General features: G+C 54.3%; 20 protein-coding genes and 1 tRNA gene. 8 read left to right on the plus strand and 13 right to left on the minus strand.

Going from position 1 to position 22,792, the window contains the following annotated elements:
• Positions 1-68: 68 nt before the first annotated feature.
• Positions 69-1,730, minus strand: coding sequence for a hypothetical protein (locus tag LA756_RS25735; protein ID WP_224437585.1), 1,662 nt, complete (start codon positions 1,728-1,730; stop codon positions 69-71).
• A gap of 210 nt (positions 1,731-1,940) precedes the next feature.
• Between LA756_RS25735 and LA756_RS25740 the strand changes: the two genes are divergently transcribed.
• Positions 1,941-2,489, plus strand: a complete 549-nt coding sequence (locus tag LA756_RS25740) for a thiol-disulfide oxidoreductase DCC family protein (protein WP_224437586.1) — start codon at positions 1,941-1,943, stop codon at positions 2,487-2,489.
• A complete protein-coding gene (locus LA756_RS25745) occupies positions 2,486-2,902 on the plus strand; it encodes a hypothetical protein (protein WP_224437587.1) in 417 nt (138 codons plus the stop codon). The genes LA756_RS25740 and LA756_RS25745 overlap by 4 nt, the downstream gene beginning before the upstream one ends.
• Positions 2,903-2,910: 8 nt before the next feature.
• On the opposite strand, the gene LA756_RS25750 is transcribed toward LA756_RS25745, so the two are convergent.
• A complete protein-coding gene (locus LA756_RS25750; RefSeq protein ID WP_224437588.1) occupies positions 2,911-3,831 on the minus strand; it encodes a sialate O-acetylesterase in 921 nt (306 codons plus the stop codon).
• 121 nt (positions 3,832-3,952) lie between these two features.
• Positions 3,953-4,023: transfer RNA gene (locus tag LA756_RS25755), tRNA-Gly, on the minus strand.
• Between the two features lie 254 nt (positions 4,024-4,277).
• On the opposite strand from LA756_RS25755, the gene LA756_RS25760 reads away from it, so the two are divergent.
• Positions 4,278-5,387: a lipopolysaccharide assembly protein LapB gene (locus LA756_RS25760; protein ID WP_224437589.1), complete on the plus strand. Its 1,110-nt coding sequence runs from the start codon at positions 4,278-4,280 to the stop codon at positions 5,385-5,387.
• Positions 5,388-5,633: 246 nt separating this feature from the next.
• A complete protein-coding gene (locus LA756_RS25765; RefSeq protein WP_224437590.1) occupies positions 5,634-6,074 on the plus strand; it encodes a hypothetical protein in 441 nt (146 codons plus the stop codon).
• Between the two features lie 50 nt (positions 6,075-6,124).
• On the opposite strand, the gene LA756_RS25770 is transcribed toward LA756_RS25765, so the two are convergent.
• The 3 genes from LA756_RS25770 to LA756_RS25780 form a co-directional block, all read right to left on the minus strand.
• Positions 6,125-8,125, minus strand: coding sequence for a redoxin domain-containing protein (locus LA756_RS25770; RefSeq protein ID WP_224437591.1), 2,001 nt, complete (start codon positions 8,123-8,125; stop codon positions 6,125-6,127).
• A 138-nt stretch (positions 8,126-8,263) separates the two neighbouring features.
• Positions 8,264-9,394 (minus strand): polysaccharide biosynthesis/export family protein, encoded by a 1,131-nt coding sequence (locus LA756_RS25775; RefSeq protein ID WP_224437592.1) that lies wholly within the window; start codon positions 9,392-9,394, stop codon positions 8,264-8,266.
• A gap of 29 nt (positions 9,395-9,423) precedes the next feature.
• Positions 9,424-11,163: a tetratricopeptide repeat protein gene (locus LA756_RS25780; RefSeq protein WP_224437593.1), complete on the minus strand. Its 1,740-nt coding sequence runs from the start codon at positions 11,161-11,163 to the stop codon at positions 9,424-9,426.
• 387 nt (positions 11,164-11,550) lie between these two features.
• On the opposite strand from LA756_RS25780, the gene LA756_RS25785 reads away from it, so the two are divergent.
• A complete protein-coding gene (locus LA756_RS25785; protein ID WP_224437594.1) occupies positions 11,551-13,122 on the plus strand; it encodes a diguanylate cyclase in 1,572 nt (523 codons plus the stop codon).
• A gap of 4 nt (positions 13,123-13,126) precedes the next feature.
• Here the strand turns inward: LA756_RS25785 and LA756_RS25790 are convergent, their stop codons facing one another.
• The 4 genes from LA756_RS25790 to hisI form a co-directional block, all read right to left on the minus strand.
• Positions 13,127-13,720 carry a hypothetical protein gene (locus LA756_RS25790; RefSeq protein WP_224437595.1) on the minus strand — a complete coding sequence of 198 codons (594 nt, stop codon included), beginning with the start codon at positions 13,718-13,720 and terminating at the stop codon, positions 13,127-13,129.
• A gap of 18 nt (positions 13,721-13,738) precedes the next feature.
• Positions 13,739-14,849 (minus strand): peptide chain release factor 2 gene (gene prfB, locus LA756_RS25795; protein ID WP_331468572.1). Its coding sequence is split into 2 segments (ribosomal slippage): positions 13,739-14,779 and positions 14,781-14,849, totalling 1,110 coding nucleotides; the frame shifts between segments, so codons are not numbered across the junction.
• A gap of 113 nt (positions 14,850-14,962) precedes the next feature.
• Complete coding sequence (locus LA756_RS25800; RefSeq protein ID WP_224437596.1) at positions 14,963-15,427, minus strand: RidA family protein; 465 nt, start codon at positions 15,425-15,427, stop codon at positions 14,963-14,965.
• A gap of 70 nt (positions 15,428-15,497) precedes the next feature.
• On the minus strand, positions 15,498-15,887 hold the full coding sequence (hisI, locus tag LA756_RS25805; protein ID WP_224437597.1) for a phosphoribosyl-AMP cyclohydrolase: 390 nt from the start codon (positions 15,885-15,887) through the stop codon (positions 15,498-15,500).
• A gap of 292 nt (positions 15,888-16,179) precedes the next feature.
• On the opposite strand from hisI, the gene LA756_RS25810 reads away from it, so the two are divergent.
• Together LA756_RS25810 and LA756_RS25815 are read left to right on the plus strand one after the other, a co-directional pair.
• Positions 16,180-16,788, plus strand: coding sequence for a glycosyltransferase (locus tag LA756_RS25810; protein ID WP_224437598.1), 609 nt, complete (start codon positions 16,180-16,182; stop codon positions 16,786-16,788).
• 524 nt (positions 16,789-17,312) lie between these two features.
• The gene (locus LA756_RS25815) at positions 17,313-17,846 is read left to right on the plus strand and encodes a helix-turn-helix domain-containing protein (protein ID WP_224437599.1); all 534 of its coding nucleotides are present in this window, start codon (positions 17,313-17,315) and stop codon (positions 17,844-17,846) included.
• 93 nt (positions 17,847-17,939) lie between these two features.
• On the opposite strand, the gene fhcD is transcribed toward LA756_RS25815, so the two are convergent.
• The gene (fhcD, locus tag LA756_RS25820) at positions 17,940-18,776 is read right to left on the minus strand and encodes a formylmethanofuran--tetrahydromethanopterin N-formyltransferase (RefSeq protein ID WP_315858367.1); all 837 of its coding nucleotides are present in this window, start codon (positions 18,774-18,776) and stop codon (positions 17,940-17,942) included.
• A gap of 209 nt (positions 18,777-18,985) precedes the next feature.
• On the opposite strand from fhcD, the gene hemG reads away from it, so the two are divergent.
• The gene (gene hemG / locus LA756_RS25825) at positions 18,986-20,404 is read left to right on the plus strand and encodes a protoporphyrinogen oxidase (protein WP_224437601.1); all 1,419 of its coding nucleotides are present in this window, start codon (positions 18,986-18,988) and stop codon (positions 20,402-20,404) included.
• Here the strand turns inward: hemG and LA756_RS25830 are convergent.
• A complete protein-coding gene (locus LA756_RS25830) occupies positions 20,390-20,974 on the minus strand; it encodes a hypothetical protein (RefSeq protein WP_224437602.1) in 585 nt (194 codons plus the stop codon). The genes hemG and LA756_RS25830 overlap by 15 nt on opposite strands.
• A gap of 452 nt (positions 20,975-21,426) precedes the next feature.
• On the minus strand, positions 21,427-22,563 hold the full coding sequence (locus LA756_RS25835; RefSeq protein ID WP_224437603.1) for a glycosyltransferase family 1 protein: 1,137 nt from the start codon (positions 22,561-22,563) through the stop codon (positions 21,427-21,429).
• Between the last annotated feature and the right edge of the window lie 229 nt (positions 22,564-22,792).

The following is a 22,792-nucleotide window of genomic DNA, read 5'->3' on the forward strand; positions in this document are numbered from 1 at the left end:
CTCAATGAAAAACGGCGGCCCTGTGAGGACCGCCGTCTACGTTTTCAATGCTTGAGGAGGTTCGCTGGCTATCGCCCATCGCGAACCATGTCGAAGTATTCCTGAGCGTTCTGCTGGTGATCTTTGGACAGACGCGTTTCGGTAAGGGCGTCACCACCAAGTGACGATTCCGATTCCATGGCCTGCTTGATCTCGATCAGCGTTTGCCCGGCACGGTTTTTACCGTCAACGTAGTCAACGATCACGCCGCGTCCCTTCTTCGGATCGGCACGCACTTGAGAATCGTACGAACCGGTTTCATTTTCTTCTTCAGGACGGTCGCCCTCGCCTTGGCCTTGTCCCATACCGTTGCCCTGGCCTCGACCCATTCCCATCATGCCTTGCTGCCCCATCATTCCGTTTTGGCCACCCTGGCAAGCTTTGCACATCTGATTGCGAGCCGCTTCCATTTGGTCCATCGCTTCGTCCAACATTTCCAGCTCGTCGAGTTGGGCCTGGAGGTCCTGCATTTCATTGGCCATTTGGTTTAGCTGATCGGCCGCTTGCTGTTGCTGGCCATTTTGCAAGGCTTCGGAAGCTTTGGACAGCTGGTCCCCCATCTGCTGCATACGCTGCATCTGAGCGTCTTGCATACCCATTTGATCGAGTTGCTTTTGCAGGCGATCTGCTTCCGCTTGATTGCCGGCTTGCTGAGCTTGTTGGATCTGTTCCTGAAGCTTGTTCTTGGCTTCCTGATGAGCTTTGGCGATGTCTTGCATCTTTTGGCCCATCTGTTCCAGTTGTTTGCCCAGTGCTTCTCGCTCTTCTTTGGTCAGATCGCCTTTGTTCAATTTATCTTGCAGGCTCTTCATCGCTTCGAGGGCTTTTTGCAGATCGCCCTTCTGCATCGCCTTGGCAAGTTCCTCGGCCAAGCCACCTTTAAGAAGGTCTTTCAGCATCTCCAGCTTCTTTTTGAACTCTTCACTGGAGGCCAACTCGTCACGACGTTTTTTCAGTTCTTTGGCCAAGTCGTTCAGTTCCAGAAGGGTATCCTTCTGCGTGACTTTGTCTTTTTTCGAGATGTCCTTGGTGCCTTCCTCCAGCTTCTTGAAGAGCTCCTCGGCTTCTTTCAGGCCCTTCTCTTCCGCTTTCTCTTTGCGTTCCTTGAGCTCCTTTCGAAGCTCGTCAGCCGTCTTTTTCACGACTTTTGTCTGCTCTGGATCGAGCTGTGTTGGGTTCGCTTCGGCCGTGTTGGGGTCGACCACAGCATCGGGAATGAACAGAGCAATAAGCAGTGCCGCGATGATAATTCCCACGGGGGCTAGTCCATTCCACCCACTGCGTACCGGAAAACGCTCGTTGACGTCGATCCGCTCAACCTGTCGGGCCGCGTCTTCCATGAGGGCCTGTCCCCATTCGGTCTGACGTGAGTTTTCATCGAGCGAAAGTGAACTGGAAACGCGTTCCTTCAAGCCGAAACGGATATCCATTTCGATTGCCGCTGCAAGCGCCGACGTATGGCTGAGATACGTCCAAACGATCGAAGCAATCACGCCAAGGGCAGCCCCACCCCCGAGCCAGCTCCACATCCAGACGCTCCGATCGAGACCCAATGGCCAAAGTTTTGGCAGAATCACAGCAATCGCTGCGAGGGTCAATGTCACCGAAAGGCAGATAATCAAGCGAGCAACGAATTGCTGTAAGATCATGCGCCACTGGGCTTTACGGATATGTTTCTGAAGCGTGTCCATGGAACGTCGTCCTTTTGAATTCGACGGCACAGGAAAGATCCCGACTAGCAATTCGCCGTCTAGATCGGTTCATCTTCAAGTGTACCGGAAATGGGGCCTAAAATTCCACTGATTTTCCCCGGAAAGCGGAACTTATAGGCCTCCAAGTTGCAGTGGTATTGTTCCAGAAATTACGGGTAAACTAGAAACGATCAGGCGTTTCCTTCGCCAATGAGACGAAATCCTCGCATTTCAGGATTCTTGTCAGGCGAAGGTGAAAACGCGGAAAAGAGCGAGATGATGGCAACTCAAGCCGAAACACGATCCGAAAAATCTGCGTTGCCCCGTCCCGAGGCCAATCGGGTCACGGACGTCGTAATCTATGACGGTCACTGCCGAATTTGCACCGGAGGCGTGCGCATTTTGTATCGCCTGGATGTCATGAAGCGGCTTTCGTTTCTTTCATTGCACGATGGCGATGTCGCACTCGTGGCGCCTAATCTGACGCACGATCAGATGATGGAAGAAATGTGGGTCGTTGATATGCAAGACCGTCAGTACAGCGGCGCGAAGGCATTTCGCTATTTGACCAGGCGGCTTGTGCTGTTGTGGCCAGCGATGCCACTTTTGCAAATTCCTGGTTCCCTTCCACTTTGGAACTGGCTTTATCAAAAGGTCGCCGCCGCGAGATACCGATTTGGTAAGAATACCGAAGACGACTGCGGTGACGCATGCGCGATTCACTTTGGTCCGAAGAAAGATGCGAAGAACTCGAATTGAGTTCATTCGATAGTCCACCTCTGGAAAAGGAGTTCCAGGCAATGTTCGATCTTCGCAAGCATTCAGCTCATGGAAGTGGCATGCCCAAATCGATACGCAGGGCCGGCATGCAGAAACCAATCGTCGAAAGCTTTCAGGAATATCAGATCGAAATCACGCGGCGACCTGCGAGCCCGATCTCGAATCGAGTTGTCTTCAGCGTTAAAGTCGACGGTGGCGAACCGCTGCTGCAAGCTTACATGACAGGCTATCTCACAGAGAAGTCCGCCAGAGCAGCAGCCCACGCCGAGATTCAAAAGCTAGAATTCAAGTACGGCCAAAACCCATCCCCGATCGCAGGAATTCTCTCCAGCCTCAAACGACAAAAGGCCGCGCGGAAGCTACTGAGCGAATCCCAACGCAAACTTGCTTGATCATTTCATTATTCTGGATCATCGTCGGCAGCCAGCATCTTCATTTGATGTTCCGCCTCGAGAACCCCCAAGGCGAAGGAGGTGCCTAGCATGAGCTGACCGGTTGTATCGTAGTGAACCGTATCTGCTAGCAGCGGCATCCCGTCGGTTGGGACGTTCCATACGCCGAGAATGGCTCGCTCGGAACCTGATCGCATGTCGGCGTCTTCTTGAGCTTGGCGAATTTCATTGCGATGAGTGAAGCGTTCCATCCATGGAATGTGCGGAAGAACTTGGCCCATCGCCAGCGGAACTGGCCCGCTTTGGCAGTCTTCTTCAATGCGTGACTTCAGTAGTGCAATCGATTGGTCGTATTTCGTGGCGGAAACTTCCTGTTTGGCGTCTGCTTCTCCTTGCATCCAAGCGATTCCGCGCAGCTGAGGTTGTTTGCCAGATTCTCTCAATGCAGTAAACGCTTTGTTGAACTGATCACGTAGTCGCTTGTAGTGATTTCCCATGTTGGGGTCTTCCGGCGATGTCCCAGGATAGAACGTGTTGCGATTGGGCCCGGGCTCTTCGCCATTCCACTTCGCCCCATGGAAGCCTGCGTGCAGTGGCTGGCCACTCAAAGCGAACTTCACGACATAGATCTTCTGATCGGGATGAAGTGATGCCATGGTGCCAGCGAAGCCCACTTCGGGACCAAAGCGTTGGCCTCCATTTAAATTCAATGCCATGGGATCGAAGTCGACAAACTTTTTCCCGTCCCAGTACTGGACCGAAGGTAATGTCTTCTTCCATGCTTCCGGAAGTTGCGATTTGTTGCCACTGCCAGCCATGTTGGACTGACCGGAGAGGATGTAGACGTCTACTTTCTCTTGGCCGTTTAGACAGGACGCCGCGAATAGACTGGCTGAAAACACGAACAAAGATAACAAGCGACAAATCATGATGGCTCTTCAGGAGATATTCGAGGGGGAGATGGGTAGGAAGGCTTTATCGTACCTGGAAAAGGTCTTCGAAACAAAAAACGCCATGCAGGAAATCTCCGCATGGCGTTTTCTGTTTCAAAGCGGGTGAAGGGAATCGAACCCTCGTAACTTGCTTGGGAAGCAAGGGCTCTACCATTGAGCTACACCCGCGAGGCGTACTCTTAAATATAACGTGGGCCTGATTCGGAGCAAGGATCGACATGCTCGAATTTATTCGCCGGCCAGGATGAGCAATCGTTGATCGTATTATTCTGCCATCGCTTCTAGTCGTAGCGGTTAGTCGAGCTTTGCCATCTAGGGGCAACCGACGTGTCAGAAAAAGCTTTCGGGAGTTCGCGCAGGAAGTTCATCAGCGCGCACACTTTTAAAACTCTCCCGAGAATCAAATCACGGCCGGTGGCAATATGCTTCGAATTTGGAAGGAATCTGACCGCATCCTTTGGATGTTGATTCTGTTTTACCTGGTGGTCCTGATTTCTGCAGCGACGTCGACGCTGCGATCCGCCGTCAGCGCCTCGCAGCCAGCCAGTCTTGTCGAAATGGCGTGGGCCGCCGAAGGCGACCTTTCTGAAGAAGACCGAGCGGCCGCGCATCAAATCCTGGCCGATCATCTGGCGTGGATGCAAGATAATCTTCCCGCGCAATGGGGACGCTACTCATTCGCGGAACGAGCGGAATGGGTTTTTCAATCGATGCACGATCGATTGCTGACTGGGGAATACGACGAAAACCAAAACGCATTGAGCGTTGCTCTTCAGAAGGGGGATTACAATTGCGTCTCGGCGACCATCCTGTTCCAAATTTTGACGGAGCGAGCGGGACTGCCGACCGTTGCGATGCAGACACGTGGGCACGTTTGGTGTCGACTGTTGAGTCGTCCTGAATTAGATATTGAAACGACTTGTCCGACTTGGTTTTTATTGGAACCGCACGACCGCGATCAATCGCCGGCCGTGCAAGCCAGAAGCGAAGCGAGGGCTTTATCGGCACGCGGCCTGGCAGCCAAAATTCCTTATAACAAAGCCAGCCTGGCAGCCGCTCAACAAGATTACGCGGAAGCAATTGAACTGCTTAACTTTGCTTTGGCACTCGATCCTCAAGATGCCGCGTCACTCCGAAATCGTAGCGCGATTCTGAATAACTGGGCCGTTGCATGTGTCGGACAGCAGGACTTCGAGACCGCGCTCGACTTGTTGAAACGGATGGAACAGCAATCGCCTACCGATCCCGATTTAGACGAGAACCGTCGGAAGATCGTCGATGCAGTGATCGACCAATGGTGCCGTAGCGGACGCTATGCCGAGGCACTGCGTTTGTTAGATTGGCAAGCCGATGTTGCTTCGAGCCGTCATTCAACGCGATCGATCTACGAAAGCTGGATTGAAGATGCCAGTCGTCGTGGGGACTGGTTCGAGGCTAAAAATGCCCTACGATCCGCAATATCGGCATTGGAAGACGATCCACTGTCGGTGGCTCAATTGCGTCGACAATATCGCCAGTTCTCGCCTGGGTAATTCCTCGTTTTCTTTGCGGTTTTTCGTTACGTCGGTTGCAGGCGCTTGCCATCGTCAGATCATGACCTATTTATTTAAATAGTTCAGGGGCAAGCATCGTGAGGAAGGTCCGCGCAGACGAATCCGTTCGTCTGTCTGACTTGCGGCTGCTCTTGAGAACTTCCTCCTTATCCGCGTAAAGCCTTGTGGGCTGTCTGCACCACGAGCCACTATCTTTTCCGATGAGTTTTTTCTCAGGTTGAATCTATGGCTAGTTGCGCTACGACCTCGTCTGACTTTGTGTTCACCACGGTTCCGAATTGCTCTGATGAGAGTGAAACCAAGGTGCGCAAAGCGGTAGGTCAGCTGATCAGCCGGATTCTTCCCAAGAAGATCACCAACGAACGTCGACGCGACTTCCGTTATCCTTACCCGCACTTGATGTACCTGACTCCGGTGGATGCCTCAGGCGAGCCGCTGAACGATCTTTCGACGGTCGTGGTCGGTAAGAACATTACGGAACGAGGCATCGATTTCTTCCATCGCGAGCCGCTTCCTTATCGGCGTGTGATTCTTACGTTGGAAGCGGAAGATGGAGCTCGAGTTTCCGTAGTCACCGACTTGCTGTGGACTCGATTTACCCGGCAAGGCTGGTACGACAACGGCGGAAGATTTCTGAATGTGATCGCTCAGAACGGACCAGGCTAATACCATAGAATAAAAGCCCTGAGAAATGCTCAGGGCTTTTTTAATTGGTTCTAGCGGATCATCCGCATCACGGCTGGATACTGTTGGAAAATATCGATCAGCTCCTGCTTCGTGACGTTTTTGTCGCCATTGGTATCGAGCCGATCAAAGACGTTGCGTCCCTTCTCGGGCACCTCACTACGAGCGACGGTACCATCTTGGTTGGTATCGAATTTCGTGATCAGCTGATTCGCTTTGTCGAGTACTTCCTTTGAAACCTTTCCAGGCTGATCGGTTGTCGCGACTTCGCTCGGCTTTACGGGAACCGCGATGTCGAAATAGCCGATCATCATCTCGTCCCACGTTTGATCTCCCCAACGAACGGTCTTCGTTGGATCAGGATTAAACAGGTTACCCTTGGAATTGTCGTAGTGGGCGATTGCATGAATATGCGAGCCCTTGGTCATCTTCCTCGGTTCGGCAAGTTCGTAAGCCGTTTGCCAGTTGAAATCGTACTTGGGGATGTCGATCAGGATCTCTTCACGGCCATCCGGCCCGACGGCAACGTAGCGGAACGACTTTCCGCGTAAGTGCATATGCGGCATGAATGTCAGAAGCAGTGTATCGTCATCGTTGAATTGATCGGCGTCGGCTTCTTCCTTGTGGTTACTTGCGTGGGGGGGGATCGATAACCGCCGCCTCACCGCGCTGGTCGTTTTGACTTCGTAATCAATTTCCTGAGGATCTGCGAAGATTAAGCCGAGCTGACTTTGATCTTCCTGAGGCGAGCCAATTGGAGTGTAGTGCATTTGAAAGATCAATTTCGATCCCGCCGGAACTCGTTTAGCCATGCCTTGGGCATACTCGGTGGCATCTTTGCCAGGCACATAGCCGACCAGGAAACCGCGAGCACCACCTTCTTGTGGTAGATCACGAAGGTTGGCTCGTGGAGGCAACGCAAAGCACAGAATGTGATGCACAACCTGCAAGTTGCCTGGGCGAAGCTCGGCTGCTTTAATCCACTTGTCTTCCGTGAATTTCGGATCGACGACAAAGTACTTGTACTTCACTTCTCCTTCGGCTGGTACGGCGTACGGTTCGTCGGTGATGTTCAGGACGAATTCTGGCTTGCTCGGCAACGTCCAGCCTTCAACGAAAGTACTTGGCTTGGGTAGTTGCTTTAAGTCCCCTTGAGGTGCCCCGGCTTCGACCCACTTCAAAATCGTTTCTTTTTCCTTCGCGGAAAGATGACGATCGTTGGCGAAGTGGCCGTACTTCGGATCGGCGTGCCATGGTGGCATCCGCTGATCTTCCACGACTTCGGCAATCATCTCTGCCCAGCCAACCACCTCGTCGTAGTCGGTCAGCGCAAATGGAGCAATTTGGCCTTCGCGGTGACATTCAACGCAGCGATTCTGAAAGATCCTCGCGATCTGATTGGAATAGGTCACCTCAGCTGATTCGTCTGCTTCCAAGATACGGCCGATATGGCAACCGACTGGATCAGTTTCCGGAACGCTCACCTTCTTGCCTGCCAGGACTTCTTCGATAGCGATCTTCAAGTCATTCCGTGTCGCGGCATCACGGACATTGCCGACAAGAAAATGATCGTCGATCCGGCCTCGATACTGAATCGTCCGAGCCTGATCTAAGAGAACAACTTCAGGAGTTCGTCGGGCACCTACGTCATCGGCAAGGCGATTGGCGAGGTCTTTCAGAAACGGGATTTTCAGTGAGTGGATACGGGCAAATGCTGCCATCTCGGTCATCGAATCATGCTGATTGGCATCGACCGCAAGAATGGTGACTTGATCGTCGGCAAACTGATCGGCCAACTGTTGAAGCGTCACGGAGTAACGCTTTGCGACTGGGCATTCGCAGCCGATGAATGCCAGAACGACCACTTTGCTTTCGGAGTAATCCGACAGCTTGTGTGTCTTGCCGCGGAAGTCTTTCAAGTCGAACTCGGCAATGTGTTTCCCGATCGGCTTCGGCTCGACATTCGATTCCCGAGCCCACAGCGGCAACGCGGAGACGGCAATCAGCAAGAGAGCAAGGATACGTCGGTTCACGGGGGGGACACTCCTGAAAACAAATGCCAGGCAAGCAATTTCCTACTTCGTAAACTTTACCGAGCAGGAATAAGTTTCGCCTAGCGCGAATTTTTCAGGATCTTTCCCGGAAACCCAAGATCGGCCAATTTGCTGAGACTAGAACGTGCTCAAACGATTCACGCTGATGTTCACCCCCTGGAAGGGGACAACACCGTAAATCCCACGCGTCAGAACCAGCTCGATGAATTCGTCCGCCCATAAGATCGGGCTCTTAGGAACGACTACGATATCGGCATCACGAATCCAAATTTCGTCCGAAGGAGCAGGGCGGCGAGCATACAAAGCACCCTTGAGATCAAGCTTTGTTGCCACCAATCGCCAATCTTCAGCACGACGGAAAACGACCACTTCTCGTAGGTTCGCCCCAACATTCCAGCCGCCAGCCATGGCGATGCTTTGGATTGCCGTCGTGGGACCGGTCAGCTCGTACCGCCCAGGATTAGGAACTTCGCCTAGAACGTAGACATAGCTCGGAGCACGTTGGATCAGTACCGGCGTGACTTCGATCCCTTCGATTTCCTTAGCATAACGCTCGTCGATCTCCCGTTTCAGCTCGTTCAGCGTCATTCCCTGGGCAGGCACATTTCCGATCGCCGGAAGCTGAATCGTTCCTTCCGGCGTCACGCGGCTGCTGCGTCCTTGACCGCCTGTCCCGGCTCGACTGTCGACGGTGGCTCGCAGGTCTTCCAGTTTGGTGTTCACCTTCAGGGGCGTCACCGTGATCGCGGGAACTTTGTAGTACTCTTTGTACTGATCGTCCAACGCTTTTCGCAGTTCGTCGACGGTCCGACGCGCGGCATGGATCTGGCCTAATAGCAAGACGGTGATCGTCCCATCAGGCTGGATGACCAGGTTTCGATCGAGGTTCGGATCGGTCAGCGATTCAATCTGGACTTCGTCGCCCACGTTCAAGCGATATGGCTGCGTCGATTCCTGACGTGTGAGTCGGTAGACGAAATCGAGTTCGTCATCGACACGCAAACGATACTCCGGAACATGGGCGGTACGTGCAGGACCGACATATTCGCCCTGGGCAAAGACTTGCCATGGAATGGGACGACGCGCATCCCAGTGCGGTTCTCCTTCGCATGTCGGATCGGTTGAGTCGACACCTACAAGTACCTGACGATCGTGTGGATTGCAGTAAGGAGCCGGCGTCTGAGCCATTGCTGAAGTGGCTAGACTGGCGAAAAGAACACTGCTAAGTACGAATTTCCAGATATGCATGAGGTCGAGTCCTTGACCAGCGATCGAGTCTATCGGGTGCTTGTGCGAGTGCGGTTGGCAATCGGCTGACTGGCAGTCGAGCGTGCGGCTTGTTTCAGTCCGGTGTCCCCTTTGCCATGCTCCGCCATCTGTTCTGGGGAAACCCAGCGAACCGCTTCGAGCCCACCGTTGAGTTGAGCGAACTCACGTGCCGCATGCGCTTCAACGGAAGCTCGGCGTGCCATCTCGGTCTCGCCGAGCTTCTCGTGAACCGAAGCGAGGTTTTGCCACAGTTCTGGACGTGGCGAAGCTTTTACGCCTTGCAGTAGGGCCTGCTTAGCATCTTCCAATTGACCGTAGCGAGCCAACAGCACGCCTAGCTCGTTGGCGGCTTCATAGTTCTTCTCATCAATGGCAAGTGCTGTTTGGAATAACGCGATCGATCGAGGACCAATCAGCGTACGGTTGTCGCCGGTCGTGTTGTACAGGTACTCTTGAATGCGTCCCAAGCCAACGAGGGCTCGGCCTGTTTCCGGCATACCGCCACACGCTTCGGTCAACTTCGTTTGAGCATGCGAGAAGTAAGCTTGAGCAGCGGTTAACGCCGTTTCATATTCCAGGTTCTTCCCTTTCAGCACGGTCGTGCGATGGGCATCGACGACAAGATTCAAGTCAACATTTGCTTCCAGGCGAGCTCCAGAAGGAATGAACTCGCCAGCTTCTTCCAACGCAGCAATGGCTTCGGCCAAGGCGTCGCTGTGTCGGTGCGACTTTTCGGCAGTGTCGAGCGTTTGCGTGGCCAAGCGTAGAGCCTGAATGAATTCGGCACGTGCCGAATAGTATGCACCTCGCTGGGCAAGCACCAAGCCATGATCGACCAATGTTGCCATTCGTTCACGCACGGCAATCATCGCGTGGTCGACCGTGGCCGACTGGGGCGTGCTCGGCACGAAGGCGGGCGTCATGGGAACCATTCGCGGCATCGTAGGTCCGACATTCATCGGAGGGCCTGGCAAGTTGACAATCTCTTGCTTGGCAGGATTTAAAGTGCCTTCCAACGCGGGCTGAGCCGGGGCCAGACTAACAAACTTGGAAGGAGGTCCGGCCGGTTCACGCGGAAGCTCTACCGCAGGTGGTGATGGCTGTTTGGGCTGTGGGTTGCCGCTCAGGAAATTTGGAACGACTTGAGATGGTGGGATTTCACGCTGGGGAGCAACTGGCTGTCGCTTGGGTGGTTCGGAAGGCAACTCGATCTTGGGCGCGTTGAGCGCCAGGGGAGTTTCTGTCTCGCTCGGTTTGCGTGAACGTGCCACCTGTTTCTGCACAGGAGCCGGAGTAATTTCCGGAGTCGTTTTCAGGGACTGAGGTGCTGCCATTTTCGGTGGCGCCGAAGGTGCTGGTGGTTCCAGCTGTAACGATTGTTCCGACGGTGTCGATTTTTCGATTTTCAGCGGGAAGCGAATCGTTTCCAGAGGGGTAGGGTCCGCAGGTGTCTTTTCGCCCATCACCGGTGGCAAACGCTTTGGTGGCGTGTGCGGGTTGGTGATGATGTTTTCGTGTGCGTCGCTGATTTGAAGGTGGGCAGCCAACTGCGCCATCGGGCGAACATCTTCAGGCGCTTGAAAGCGGTGGGGTATGGCAACCGCTTCCGGCTTATCACCAGAGGGTTGGGCCATATCAGAGCTACGCGAGCAGCCGACGATCAGCAGTATCGTCAAACTCAGCGCAATCCCAACCAGGCTTGTGGAGTGCAGAGGTCGATCCATCGGTTCATCCGTGAAGTTTCGCATGATGCAGCGCATTCCGATCCGTGGAACGGTACATCGAATCCTAATAACGGAATCGACCAATCTAATTCGGTGCAATCACTCAAACCGGAACCAGAACAACGTCAACTATGCGAAGCGGATGGCATACCTGATACACGCCGTAGGAGGAGAACGTTTCGGATAATCGTTATAAGCGAACCCCATCGGCATGGTGAGGGTCAACTCCTCTCTTCGATAGCGAATATTGCTTTTGCCGTTCGGAAATTCGCCCGGTCGATAATCGTGTTCTAACCTTGGTTACTTCAATGAATGATGTGCCTCGGGGCGAGGTAGTGAAAGAGCACTAAATTGACATCAGAAACAATCCTGCAATCCGAACCCTGTTCGACGCCATGCCAGGTCCTGGTCGTGGACGACGATAGGCTTATTCGCACACTGCTTCGCGAGTTTCTAACGCGTGAAGGATATGATGTGGTCGTTGCGGAAAGTTGTATGCAGGCCCTTGAGATCCTGGAAGAAGGGAAGCACCAGTTCAAGTTTCTCGTTACCGACTGGGAGTTGCCGGACGGTTCGGGCATTGATTTGATTCGGCACGTGCGACACGTAGTCTGCTCGCACTATATGTATATCGTGATGGCGACCTCGCATGGCAATCGAGAGAACCTGACTCAGGCTCTTAACGCGGGCGCCGATGATTTTCTGGCCAAGCCGATCGATCGAGGCGAACTGATCGCACGAATGCGTGCCGGCCAGCGAATCCTCGATCTGGAAACACGACTGACGCACCTCGCCAATAGCGATCTCCTGACCGGTTTGCCTACGCGTCGCGTCTTCGAGTCGATGGTCGTTAAAGAGTGGAGTCGAGCGAGACGCTATCGACTACCGTTGTCTTGTGTCATATTCGATATCGACTACTTCAAGCGGATCAACGATGTCCATGGACATGCCGCTGGGGATGAAGTACTTCGCGAAGTAGGACGCGTCTTTGCCGATTCAGTACGCAAGTCTGACATTATTTGTCGCTACGGTGGGGAAGAGTTCTGTGCGGTTCTGCCAGAGACTTCCATCGAACAAGCTCGGCAATGGGCCGAAATTCTGCGTCAGCGAATCGGGGAAATGGATATTATCCTCGAGTCTGCGGTGGTCAACGTTACCGCCAGTTTGGGCGTCGCGGAAGTGCTTGCCGAAATGGAAGACATGGATCAGTTGGTCGAAATGGCCGACCATTGTCTTTTGGAAGCAAAGTCAAAAGGTCGAAATCAGGTCGTATCGATCGACAGCCTGCAGAATGCCATTCAAAGCGACGCCTCGGGGCAACTCGATTCCGTCTTCAGCGGAGCGGTTTCCGCCGACGCGATGACACCGGTAGTGAGCACGGTGACGCCGGACTCGAGTGTCGTCGAGATCAGCCAGTTCTTTTTGAACTACCGCATTCCGTCTGCTCCAGTCGTCGATGAAGATGGCGCGTTGGTCGGGATCGTGTCGGAGAAAGATCTTATGTCGGTGGCCAGTCGGCCGAACCCGCACGAGATCACGATTTCGGAAGTGATGCGGAAGAACTTGATCTGCTATCCGCCAGACATTCCGCTACGGGTCGTTTGGGAATTCTTAAACCGCGTTTCGATTCGCACTGTTCTGATCACCGACAACAACAAAGCACTAGGCGTACTCAGCCGCCAAAGTATTTTGCGTTGGCTGGCCAACACCGCCTGGAAGCAAAACGGCCTTCCCAGCGGGACCGCGCATCCGTCTGGTCACACGACTGATCGGCTGGAAAACGCCGCCAAGTTGCTTGCCGAAACGTCGCGTCAGTTGACCAACGACGTCGAGGTGCGTTCCGAAGATGAACACGCTGCCATGGTGATCGGTACCGTGTCCAAGATGCAAGACCTGATGACCGATCTTCTGGAGTCGGTCGGGACGAGCAGCGGAGCAGGGGCCATGGGCCTAAGCAAAGCGGTCCGGATGAACGAGTTTTAACTCGTTAGCGAACCCAGATCTTATAACGCCACTCGATCGTTTTCGGGAACGGCTCGTGATCGAGCGAAGCATTCACTTCAAAGCCCTTGGCATTTGCCGGAAGCTCAGGCGTGGGATATTGCTCTTGTGCGATGACATCGACACAAACTTCCACGCCGTTGACGCTCCAGACCCAAGGGCCGTCTCGTTCTAATTTCGGCTTGGCGACTTCTTCCATTGCACAGCCATAGCGGCTGCAAATTTGAATCGGGTATCCCTTCATCCGGCACGCAACCGAGAAGTGAATGCCGCCGGGTTCGTCGAGCGGTTCGACAGCAGCCGACCAATGGCTATCGCCGGCCATGCCGACCAGCAACGCCACCATGCCATCGGTGCGATCTTCCATGTGGATCTCTTGGAACGGCGGGCTGGCCGGCCAATCTTCCTCGTCGGTCCCTTCAAGCGTGACGAACAGCGGCGTGCACTCGTCCCCTTGAATCAAGGCAACAACATGGCCGAAGCGGTCCTTTTGTTTGACGAAGCTGACAAAGATGCCAACGCCATCGTCACGAACCGATTCAACGAAATGATCTTGGGAATCAGGGGAAGACTCTGACACGAAATGCGTTCCTCGTTCTTAGTTCTCAGGCATGTCTTGTCCGACACGCCATCTTAGATAGGCATCGAAGAAGCCTTGGATCTCGCCATTCATCACACTGTGGAAGCTGCCCATGTAGTAGCCAGTCCGGGCATCTTTCACACGTTGATCAGGGTGCAGGAAATAGTTCCGAATCTGCGATCCGAAGCCAACTTTGGCCTGCGTTTTGTACTTCTCCGCTTGTTCGCTTTCGCGACGTTCTTCTTCGACACGCGCTAAACGCGAACGAAGCATCTTCCAGGCCTGGGCCCGGTTTTTGTGCTGACTTCGCTCCTGTTGGCACTGCACCACAATGCCGGTCGGTACGTGCGTCAAGCGAATCGCACTGTCGGTCTTGTTCACGTGCTGACCGCCGGCACCACTGGCACGGAACGTGTCGACGCGGACATCTTCTTCGTCGATGTCAACTTCTTCGCTATCAGGAATTTCTGGCGAAACGTCGACCGCGGCGAAGCTCGTCTGGCGTTTGCCTTCGGAGTTGAACGGGCTGATCCGCACCAGACGGTGCATGCCCGTCTCCCCTTTCAGGTAGCCATAGGCCATCGGGCCGCGAACGACAAACGTTGCGTTGTTGATGCCTGCTTCTTCGTTGTCGGTTCGATCGAGGAGCTCGACGCTATAGTCGTTCTGGTCTGCCCAACGACCATACATCGTCAACAACATCTCGGCCCAGTCGTTGGCGTCGGTCCCGCCATCACGGGCATTGATCGTGACAATCGCGCCGCAGTCGTCGTAAGGGCCGTCGAGCAAAGCCTTCAAAGCCAATGCTTCCAGGGTCGATTCTAACTGCTCGAGTGTGCCAGGCACTTCCGCGGCGAGCGATTCGTCTTCCTCGGCCATTTCCAGCATGACGTCGAGGTCTTCAATCCCCGCAACGCATTCGTCCAGCGGTTCGACCAGATTCTTAAGCGACTTCATTTGGCCGACAGTTTCCTGGGCCTTCTCTTGATTGTCCCAGAAGTCCGGCGCAGCCATCTTCGCTTCGATCTCTTTCAACTGCTGCTGTTTCGCAGCGTAGTCAAAGAGAGTCCTTTAGCTGTAGAAGTTGCTCACGAATGCTTTCGGCTCGATCGTAAAACTCGCGTTCCATGGGGGATCCGAGGAAAAGGATGGAAGAAACCAGGTAATCGCATTACCGGCGTTTCAATTTATCCGCTTCCCTCTCCACCGTCTGCGGGGGGAGAGGGGTGCCGAATGATCGACTTAGTCTTTCAGCTCGAAGATTGCTTCAACTTCGACCGTCATCCCGGCCGGAAGTGCGTTCACGCCGATGGCACTTCGCGCAGCAACACCGCAATCTTCGCCGAAGACTTCTTTCATCAGTTCGCTGAAGCCATTGATGACCGCAGGCTGTTGGGTGAAGCCATCTTTGCAATTGACCATGCCGAAGGTTTTCACCAAACGTTTGATCTTGTCGAGACTGCCCAGGTGAGCCTTCAAAGTCGCCAGCATGGCCAAACCGGTTTGACGAGCGGCGGCATTGCCTACGGCTTCGTCGACATCGACACCCACTTTACCGAGCTGCAGCGTGCCATCGGTGCTCAAGGGGCCATGGCCGGAAAGGTAAACGAGATTGCCAACAGTGATGGCCGGCTTGTACAAGCCCATCGCCTTAGGGGCTGGCGGAAGTTCAACGTTCAAAGCGTCCAAGTTGGCATCGAAGCTCATGCGTGATTCTTTCGGTTGGAATGAAAACGATCCCTTCCTTCTTTTTTAGAAAGAGGGAACCATCAGAAGACTATTTCTTATACACGTCGTCTGGGTTGACCAGACGTTGTTCAACAATCTTGGTTTCGGCCTGACCGACTTCGCGGAAGAAACAAGTGCGAAACCCTTCGTGGCAAGCGGCCCCTTTTTGATCCACTTTCAGCAGCACCGTGTCGGCGTCGCAGTCGACCAGAATTTGGTGGACTTGCTGCTGATGGCCACTTTCTTCCCCTTTTCGCCAAAGCTTGTTGCGGCTGCGGCTGAAATACACCGCTTTGCCGGTCGTAAGCGTTTCCTGGAAAGCCTCGCGGTTCATCCAGGCCATCATCAGCACCTGACCGTTGTCGGCATCTTGAGCGATGGCAGGGACCAGACCGCCAGCCTTTTCAAAGTCGGGCTCGCGAGGCAAGGAGATCGTCATCGCAAAAAACTCATCATGGAACGGGAAAAACAGGGAAACCAATCTGGTTTAGTGTGGCCGTTTCAACCGCAATCGGCAACCGGGGAAGGGGGCAGGGCAAACGACAGATCTGATCCAGCACGACCGATCCGACTTGTCGGAAGACATGGTACATCCGGACCCTGTTCGCTAGCGGTGTAGTCAGTGCAGTCGTTTTGCCGAATCGTAAGGTGTTCGGCCGAGTTCTCTCGCCAACGGTTTTCTTCGTAGCCAGCTATCATCGATTCCCCCCATGCATCACCGAGGTCCCGTTGTGAAAAAGTCTTTGAGTATTGTCATTCCGGTGCACAATGTTCAGTCGATCATTGTGGGGGAAGTGGATCGCCTTCTGGAAATCGTGGCCGATCTGACCAACGACTTCGAACTGATGATCGTCGACGACGGTTCCACCGATGGTACCGAAGAAGTGCTGTACGAAATCAGCTGCCGCTACCCTCAAGTCCGTTCGCGTCGTTACACGCCCAAGCAGGGAAAAGCGACCGCAATCGATCTCGGCCTGGCAGCTGCCGCTGGCGAAGTGGTCATGATTCAAGATATGGATCGCCCGCTTTCGACCGACGATATCCACTCGCTATGGGCAATGCACATCGATGCGTCGCTGGCCGCTCAGCCGCAACCGCAGAAAGCGATTGAGCCTGTTAAGCCGCTCTTGCCTGGCGATCCGCAGCCGCTAAATCAAGACTTGCTTGCGAAGCTGTCGAGTTGGGGTGCCGATATCAGCGAACTAGAATCGCTTACTGAAACAATTCAGCCCCAAGCGGCCCAGCCGCAAGCCAAACATGAAGTGGTCCAGGCCCCCGCTCCCAAGCTGAAAATGCCCCGTTTTCTCCGACGAATTCAAGAGTTCGCAACCGGCGAATAACAGGCAATCTGCGGAACATTTTCCGTTCGTCCAGATGGTGTCCCTTATGTCTGGCGTTGCGGTGAATTGTTTTCCGATAATTAAAGCAAACGCTTGATTCGATCGAAACCATTCGATAGAATCAGCCAGTGCCTTCAAAATGTTTCAGGCGCTACATTCGTCATTTTCTTACCTTAGGTGAACTTTCCGGCATTGATCGTCGGCGAGGGACCCCACGGCAGCTTCGGAATCATTCCGATGCTTGAAGCGTTTTCAGGCACACTTTTCATGAAGTTCGGTGACGTCCTGACTCTCCTCTTGGGCGGCGCTCGACTTCCAAACTAGGCTTGGCAGACGGGACTAGGCACCCCACGCCGATCGGCCTTTGATCGCGGTAAACGGAACAGACAAGAAGCATTCCAACAATACTCGCTCTCGGTGCCCGCGCGCTTACCGGTGAGGTTGCTGTCGTGTCGTCTTTGCGTTGCCTCCGACCATGGCCTTGAGGCAGTCGGTTAAGCCTCCGGAACAAGGGAGGACTTCTCATGGCAACGGTTCCATTCAGCATGGACCACGCGGTCTACGCGTACGCGCCTTCCGAGATGGGCAACAAGTCCCCTCGTAAGTTGCATCGCATCCGCGAGCTACGTAAACAACAGGGCGTTTCACTTCGCACCGCATCCCGGAAGTTAGGCATGCCGGCTTCTCAAGTGCGTGAAGAAGAAAAGCCTGACACGGACCTTTTGGTCTCGCAACTCTCGCAATGGGCCGACATCCTCGATGTGCCCATCGCCGACCTTCTGGAAGAACCCCAGAACAATCTTTCGTCCCCGATTCGTGAGCGTGCCAAGCTGGTCCGCATCATGAAAACGGTCAAAGCCATTTCGGAACGAACCCAGGAACCGAATATCGGAATTCTGGCCGAAGTGCTGACCGATCAACTGGTTGACTTGATGCCGGAGCTTGCCGACATCAACGCTTGGAATAATGTAGGCCAGCGTCGTTCGTTGAACGATCTGGGCCAGATCGCCGAACGACGCATTTCGTGCGATTCCATCGTCGGAGCGATGCGAGACTAAGCATCGCTCGCGCTTCTCCAATTCAGTCTTTCCCCTGGTCCCCAGGTCGCATTCGTGAGGCCTGGGGACTTTTTTGTGGAGTGAACGAAACGCCTATTCGACAAGATCTTTCAAATGGAAATGAAACTTGCCGAGCTTGCCACCGTAGTTGCCGGCCGAAATGGCGAGAACACCTTCGATGGCGGCAGCGTTCATTGCCGCTTTCATGCCGGCGGCAACCGCTTCTTCGTTGGTGCCATCCAGCACAATTTCCAGAACGCAGTTGGCACCTTCGACCACTTGCGAGTCGACCCTGCCGCGAAGCGTTGGGCAGTTGGTATCGGAAGTCGATGCACGCAGCGCTTTGTACTTCGAGCCCACTTTGCTCCCGCTGCGGGCGACTCCGCCGGGGAACGGAGCGATCACGTCCGGCAGTTCCGCTAACGCATCGACCGCACGTAGAGCCGCCGTCAACGCCGTGGCCTGGTCGACCGCTTGGAAGATAATGTTGCCGCCAGCTACCCCTTTCTCGATGCCAAGCGATTCGACGCAAACGAATTCGCCATCCATCACGGGGATTCGCCAATACCGGGTATCGCCGACCACTTTACTCTTCTGAAAGCCATCGCCGAAATAACGAAGCGACTTACCCAGTGGCATGCGTTTTTCCGAGTCCGGCAGGCCATCGAACAGAGCGGTCGAAGCACATGTCATCACGCACTGTCCGACCCGATTGCTGATCGCTTTGCCAAGGGCATCGGCTGAAAATCCGAACGCCAGAACGCTTGCCCCAGGGCGACCGTCCGGTGTTTCGTCGGCGGAAAGATGCCGTTCGACGCCTACTTCCGCGTCGCAGGCAATCACGCTGCTGCCGTAGCCGCACAGTTCGTTGGTGGCCGCGGCGAGCCAATGGTCGTCAAACGCGGTTAAGATCAACCGGGTATAGACCATCCCAAACGCTTCGGCGAACGTATCGACAATTTGCGTGTTGCCAATCTGCACAGCTACTTTCCCCGGAATCGGACGAAAAAGACGAATCCCTATCTTCCCCCGATCCGCAAACGCTGCCAACCCCGCCCTGGGTAACCATTTCGGCTTCCACGATCTAGAATAGAGAACACCCATCCCGCCAACGCAAACGGTAACCCAACTCGGATTGAATGACTGAAGAATCGAAAGCCGATCATCGCGTCGCCATCATTGGGGGCGGCATCTCAGGGCTCGCCGCTGCGCATCGCGTTCAGGAATTAGATCCTTCGGCCAAGATCACCCTCTTCGAAGCAGATAAAAAACTCGGCGGTGTCCTGCAAACTACCACGACCGACGACGGTTACTTACTGGAAAACAGCGCCGATAACTTCATCACCAACCTGCCATTTGCATTGGATCTTTGCCGCCGACTCGGCTTGGAAGAAGATTTGCTGCCGACCAACGAGGCGTTACGCAAAGCCTTCGTCGTACGGCAAGGGAAATTGCATCCCGTGCCGGAAGGCTTCGTGTTGATGGCGCCTGGCAAGATGTGGTCGGTCATTACAACGCCCATTCTATCCTGGTCCGGCAAGCTGCGTTTGGCCCGCGAGTTCTTTGTCCCGCGTCGCCAAGAGCAAACCGACGAGTGTCTCGAGTCGTTCGTCACACGACGCATGGGGAAAGAAGTTTACCAGCGTCTCGTGCAACCACTGATCGGTGGCATTTATACGGCCGATCCGACAAAGCTCAGCATCCAAGCGACACTGCGGCAGTTTGTGGAAATGGAACGAAAGCATGGCAGCTTGATCAAGGGAATGCAGCGTCGCGATCAGAACAATGGCAAGAAGAACGAGAGCGGAGCTCGCTACTCGATGTTCGTCGCGCCGAGGTATGGCATGCGGCAATTGATCGAACGTCTCGTCGAGCGACTATCTGGTCACGACCTACGCTGCGAAACTCCCATTCAATCGATTCGGCGCAAGGGCGATTTGTGGATGGTCGATACGGCCACGCAGTCGCTTGAGTTCGATGCCGTTATCGTGGCATTGCCTGCTCCGCATGCCGCGAAGACGTTGGAAGCGTTTTCGGTCCTGGCCGAAAACCTTCAGGCAATTCCTTACGCGGGATGCAGCGTGGCCATCTTGGCCGTCGACGAAAAGCAAATTCGCCGCCCAGTGGCTGGGTTTGGGTTCGTGGTGCCAGAGATCGAGAACCGCAAGATATTGGCCGGCAGTTTTTCCAGCACCAAGTTCCCCGGCCGCGCTCCGGACGGCAAAGTGGTTATTCGTGTCTTCGTCGGCGGGGCCTGTCACCCTGAGTTGGCCGATCTGCCGGACGACGAAATGCGACGCGTCGTGCTGCAAGAGCTGAACGAGTTGATTGGCTTGGAAGGGGAGCCCGAGAAGTTTCTGGTTACGCGCTGGATGGGCAAGATGCCGCAGTACCATCTTGGGCATCTCGATCGCGTTGCGACATTGGAAAGGGAATGCGGCAGTTTGCCTGGCTTGGAATTGGCCGGCAATGCTTACCGCGGCGTCGGCGTGCCGCAATGTATTCAAAGTGGTGAGCAAGCCGCGGCGCGCGTCGTGGAGTATTTACGCAGCCGCTAGTTGAATGCTTGCCACTTCGCCACCAACAAACGCAACATCGAGTCCGCCTGCCGATTCTTTCGCTTTCTGCAGCGCACTCAAAGCGGCCTCAGGATCGTCATTGTAGGACTGGGCGAAAGCTTGCTGATCGGTGGCTGCTTGAATGGCAGCCGTTTGCGCGGCAATTTGCGAGAGCAGGCGTTGCCCTTCTTCCGACTGCTGCAACAACCCTTTGGCTTGTTGTGCGAATGCATCACCACCACTCATCGCGATCTCGCCGTTAAGGTCGATGCGAAGCTGAAACGAATCTGGCAACTCTTGACCGGCCTGGTGAAACGTGCGTCGCAGCAGGTCTTCCAACTCTTCTAGCGAGCGTCCCAGTTGATCTTCCAAAGCTGCGGCGTCGGTACCCAATATTCCGGCGGAAGCCAGAAATGAGTCGAGCGTGTTTCCGCTGGAGGATTCGCTTTCCGGGGTTGAAGCTTCCTCGTTGGAAAACAGCGAGAACATTCCCTGCGACAGATTTTTCGCCGCGCCAGCCGCCATCGATGCGGCACCAATGCCAAGTGGTATTGCCGATGCGATATTCATGCGCGCACTTTCTGCGTTGATGACAGCCCCCCGTCCTTAGAAAGATCGTCAGCTGAGTATGCCGACTTTAACGATTTATCGGTCGGGGGCCGGAAGGATGGGGGAGTATGCCAAGCAAGAAAAAGAAAAAGTTCCCATTACCTACGATCGCTGTGCAACCGGCAACTTCCAGCTAGTACCTAGCGGTACTCTGCCCCAGGTGGAAGTTAAGGATAGGTAATGGGAACAAATTCTATCTTCAATAGTCACGTTATAAAAAACGGACTGCGGTTTCCCGATTAGTTAGGCGAGCTAACTGTTTTTGGGGTAGACAAGTTAAAAAGTTTCACCCCGTTAAAAACTATATCGTGTAGATTACCCCCCAGCTTGAGCTGAGTCAACAATAACCTCCCTAAATGGGCAATTATGAATCCCCATAACACACAGGGTACTCATTTTGGGGGTGATTGCGGTTAAGCCGCAACCAAGCGTGGCTCGAAAAGTTCCTCTTCCGGCAGTTCTAATACTTGGCGGTACATATCGACGTATTGGCGAGCTGCTTCCTGCCAACAGAACCGAGCCGCCGCTTGTTGCAGATCTTCGGCATAGTTCGGCTGGGCATTGTAAAGCTGCATGCCATTCTGATAGACGTCCATCAGGTGATTCGGCGTAAACGTGTCCCAGTAAAACGCTTTTTGCCCGCCAATCTCCGGCAGGCTTGTGCGTCGCGCTAAAAACACGGGCTTTCCGACCGTCATCGCTTCAATCGGCGGCAGTCCGAAGCCTTCTGTGAGGGAAGGAAACACGAACGACTCGCAGTTTTCGTACAGCCATTGCCGTTCTTCGTCGCTCACCGGACCAGGCATTAAAACCTGATCCGAGATACCGTACTGCTCGATCGTGGCTCGCATTTCCTGGGCGTACGGCGAATCGTTTTGCCCAGCGATCACCAACTGGTGATTGGGCAACTGTTTGATTAAGTCGAGCAGGACGTGGAAGTTCTTTTTGCGATCGATGATGCCGATGCTAAACAGAAACGGCTTGCTCGGGTTCAGCCACGCAGGCTGTGCCGCTTCAAATTGCGATATATCAGGTCGCCCGTTGTAAATGACTTGCAGCGGTTTGCCTTGCAAATCGAAGTAAGACTTCACTTCGTCCGCAACAAACTTCGAGATCACTGTCACCGCATCGCAGCGTTTGATCAGACGCTTAATACGGCGATGTTCGCGGTCGATCTTCGGACCAGCTTTTTCTCGCAGGTAATTCAGATCGTGAATCGTCAGCAGCACACGAGTTTTCGGGTTGATCGGCAAGTACTTCGCTTGCTGATGTGTCGCATGCCAGAGGGCGTGCTGTGGAACGCGTCCCCACTGCGACCAACGGTACCAACGCTGGAAGATTTCTTTCCGCCACAATTTGGCCAGTAAGAAGTCGGGCGTGCCGAATTCATCTGCTTGCGATGCCGCGACCAGCGGAACGGGTATCAGCCCGCGACGACTCATCTCGACCGTCAAAGCGTGACCGAGCTGGCAGGCAAATTGCCCTAGTCCCGAACATCGGTTCCGGGACTTCTCCAGATCGAGAACAACACTTGGCGTCGGTTGAGGCATGAATGAATTCAGCAGGAACGTCGGCAGGGCCGTCGATTTCGCCGCTATCGATGCTGATGGTATTTCATGGGTGATTAGCACGGCATCCAGGACAATCGGCCGCGCGCTGGTGATGCGATAGCCTATCCCCCGGACGACCAGAGAGTACCTGTTTCATCGGCGGGTGGGAAGAGTGATCTGAAAGGGCGACGGGAACAATCTGGGAATGGTACGTACTAACGAGAATGAC

This window comes from Bremerella sp. TYQ1 (assembly GCF_020150455.1).
In the GTDB taxonomy this organism is placed as follows: Bacteria; Planctomycetota; Planctomycetia; order Pirellulales; family Pirellulaceae; genus Bremerella; species Bremerella volcania_A.

Bases quoted from the DNA above. Each gene is read 5' to 3' on its own strand.
- LA756_RS25815 (WP_224437599.1), top strand. From the start codon at position 17,313: ATGGCAACGGTTCCATTCAGCATGGACCACGCGGTCTACGCGTACGCG.
- LA756_RS25800 (WP_224437596.1), bottom strand. From the start codon at position 15,427: ATGAGCTTCGATGCCAACTTGGACGCTTTGAACGTTGAACTTCCGCCA.
- hisI (WP_224437597.1), bottom strand. From the start codon at position 15,887: ATGACGATCTCCTTGCCTCGCGAGCCCGACTTTGAAAAGGCTGGCGGT.
- LA756_RS25780 (WP_224437593.1), bottom strand. From the start codon at position 11,163: ATGCGAAACTTCACGGATGAACCGATGGATCGACCTCTGCACTCCACA.
- hemG (WP_224437601.1), top strand. From the start codon at position 18,986: ATGACTGAAGAATCGAAAGCCGATCATCGCGTCGCCATCATTGGGGGC.
- LA756_RS25750 (WP_224437588.1), bottom strand. From the start codon at position 3,831: ATGATTTGTCGCTTGTTATCTTTGTTCGTGTTTTCAGCCAGTCTATTC.
- LA756_RS25835 (WP_224437603.1), bottom strand. From the start codon at position 22,563: ATGCCTCAACCGACGCCAAGTGTTGTTCTCGATCTGGAGAAGTCCCGG.
- LA756_RS25735 (WP_224437585.1), bottom strand. From the start codon at position 1,730: ATGGACACGCTTCAGAAACATATCCGTAAAGCCCAGTGGCGCATGATC.
- LA756_RS25765 (WP_224437590.1), top strand. From the start codon at position 5,634: ATGGCTAGTTGCGCTACGACCTCGTCTGACTTTGTGTTCACCACGGTT.
- LA756_RS25830 (WP_224437602.1), bottom strand. From the start codon at position 20,974: ATGAATATCGCATCGGCAATACCACTTGGCATTGGTGCCGCATCGATG.
- LA756_RS25775 (WP_224437592.1), bottom strand. From the start codon at position 9,394: ATGCATATCTGGAAATTCGTACTTAGCAGTGTTCTTTTCGCCAGTCTA.
- fhcD (WP_315858367.1), bottom strand. From the start codon at position 18,776: ATGGTCTATACCCGGTTGATCTTAACCGCGTTTGACGACCATTGGCTC.
- LA756_RS25740 (WP_224437586.1), top strand. From the start codon at position 1,941: ATGAGACGAAATCCTCGCATTTCAGGATTCTTGTCAGGCGAAGGTGAA.
- LA756_RS25760 (WP_224437589.1), top strand. From the start codon at position 4,278: ATGCTTCGAATTTGGAAGGAATCTGACCGCATCCTTTGGATGTTGATT.